Below are 1,188 nucleotides of genomic sequence, written 5' to 3'. Positions count from 1 at the left end.
CATATTTTAATGAGCGGGAATAGTTCAGCGGTAGAGCGCGACCTTGCCAAGGTCGAAGTCGCGAGTTCGAATCTCGTTTCCCGCTCCAATATAAAGTGGGTGCATAGCTCAGCTGGATAGAGCAACGCCCTTCTAAGGCGTGTGTCCGGGGTTCGAATCCCTGTGCGCTCACCATTTTATATATCTTATGTAGGGGATTCGCCAAGCGGTAAGGCATATGACTCTGACTCATACATTCGGGGGTTCAAATCCCTCATCCCCTGCCAAATAAATTGTGGACCATTAGCTCAGCTGGGAGAGCACCTGACTCTTAATCAGGGTGTCCAGGGTTCGAGCCCCTGATGGTCCACCATTTTTTAAAACAAACAATATTAATATGGCGGTATAGCTCAGTTGGCTAGAGCGTTCGGTTCATACCCGAAAGGTCACAGGTTCGAGCCCCGTTACCGCTACTTATGTGGACCATTAGCTCAGTTGGTTAGAGCGCCCGGCTCATAACCGGTAGGTCCGGGGTTCGAGTCCCTGATGGTCCACCATATTTTTTAAATACTATTGCCGAGGTGTAGCGCAGTTTGGTAGCGCACGTGGTTTGGGACCATGGGGCCGGGGGTTCGAGTCCCTTCACCTCGACCATTGTGGTGGGTATAGCTTAGTTGGTTAAAGCGCCAGATTGTGGCTCTGGAGATCGAGAGTTCGAATCTCTTTATCCACCCCAGATAGTATTTTATGAGGCGACATAGCCAAGTGGTAAGGCAGTGGACTGCAACTCCTTGATCTCCAGTTCGAATCTGGATGTCGCCTCCAATTATATTCCAAGGTAGCTCAATGGTGGAGCAACCGGCTGTTAACCGGTAGGCTGTGGGTTCGAGCCCCACCCTTGGAGCCATGTATTGCCGAAGTGGCGGAACTGGCAGACGCACAGGACTTAAAATCCTGCGAAACTTATACTTTCGTACCGGTTCGATTCCGGTCTTCGGCACCACTTATTACAATATCGCGGGGTGGAGCAGTTGGTAGCTCGTCGGGCTCATAACCCGAAGGTCGAAGGTTCAAGTCCTTCCTCCGCAACCATTAAAAAACTTACAAATAAAAGTGTGCCAAATTAGTATGGCTCCTTGGTCAAGCGGTTAAGACACCGCCCTTTCACGGCGGTAACAGGGGTTCGATTCCCCTAGGAGTCACTTTTTT

13 tRNA genes are annotated in these 1,188 nt (G+C 50.4%); all 13 read left to right on the top strand.

From position 1 onward, the window contains the following. The first annotated feature begins 13 nt into the window (after positions 1 to 13). The 13 genes from HMPREF0634_RS01430 to HMPREF0634_RS01370 all read left to right on the top strand — a co-directional run bounded on the left by HMPREF0634_RS01430 (position 14) and on the right by HMPREF0634_RS01370 (position 1,181). A tRNA-Gly gene (locus HMPREF0634_RS01430) sits at positions 14 to 88 on the top strand. A 9-nt stretch (positions 89 to 97) separates the two neighbouring features. Continuing rightward, positions 98 to 174 (top strand) — tRNA-Arg (locus tag HMPREF0634_RS01425). 17 nt (positions 175 to 191) lie between these two features. Continuing rightward, positions 192 to 266: transfer RNA gene (locus HMPREF0634_RS01420), tRNA-Gln, on the top strand. A 10-nt stretch (positions 267 to 276) separates the two neighbouring features. Continuing rightward, positions 277 to 352: transfer RNA gene (locus HMPREF0634_RS01415), tRNA-Lys, on the top strand. A 26-nt stretch (positions 353 to 378) separates the two neighbouring features. Beyond that, positions 379 to 452, top strand: a tRNA-Met gene (locus HMPREF0634_RS01410). A gap of 7 nt (positions 453 to 459) precedes the next feature. After that, positions 460 to 536 (top strand) — tRNA-Ile (locus HMPREF0634_RS01405). 20 nt (positions 537 to 556) lie between these two features. After that, a tRNA-Pro gene (locus HMPREF0634_RS01400) sits at positions 557 to 633 on the top strand. Between the two features lie 5 nt (positions 634 to 638). Next, a tRNA-His gene (locus HMPREF0634_RS01395) sits at positions 639 to 715 on the top strand. A 15-nt stretch (positions 716 to 730) separates the two neighbouring features. Further along, positions 731 to 804: transfer RNA gene (locus HMPREF0634_RS01390), tRNA-Cys, on the top strand. Between the two features lie 7 nt (positions 805 to 811). After that, a tRNA-Asn gene (locus HMPREF0634_RS01385) sits at positions 812 to 886 on the top strand. Between the two features lie 6 nt (positions 887 to 892). After that, positions 893 to 982, top strand: a tRNA-Leu gene (locus HMPREF0634_RS01380). Between the two features lie 13 nt (positions 983 to 995). After that, positions 996 to 1,071, top strand: a tRNA-Met gene (locus HMPREF0634_RS01375). A gap of 38 nt (positions 1,072 to 1,109) precedes the next feature. Continuing rightward, positions 1,110 to 1,181: transfer RNA gene (locus HMPREF0634_RS01370), tRNA-Glu, on the top strand. Positions 1,182 to 1,188: the final 7 nt, after the last annotated feature.

Origin of the sequence: Peptostreptococcus stomatis DSM 17678, from assembly GCF_000147675.1 — a bacterium.
GTDB classification, from domain to species: domain Bacteria; phylum Bacillota; class Clostridia; order Peptostreptococcales; family Peptostreptococcaceae; genus Peptostreptococcus; species Peptostreptococcus stomatis.
Note: the sequence above shows the minus strand (reverse complement) of the source record. Positions and strands in the feature narration are given on the sequence as shown.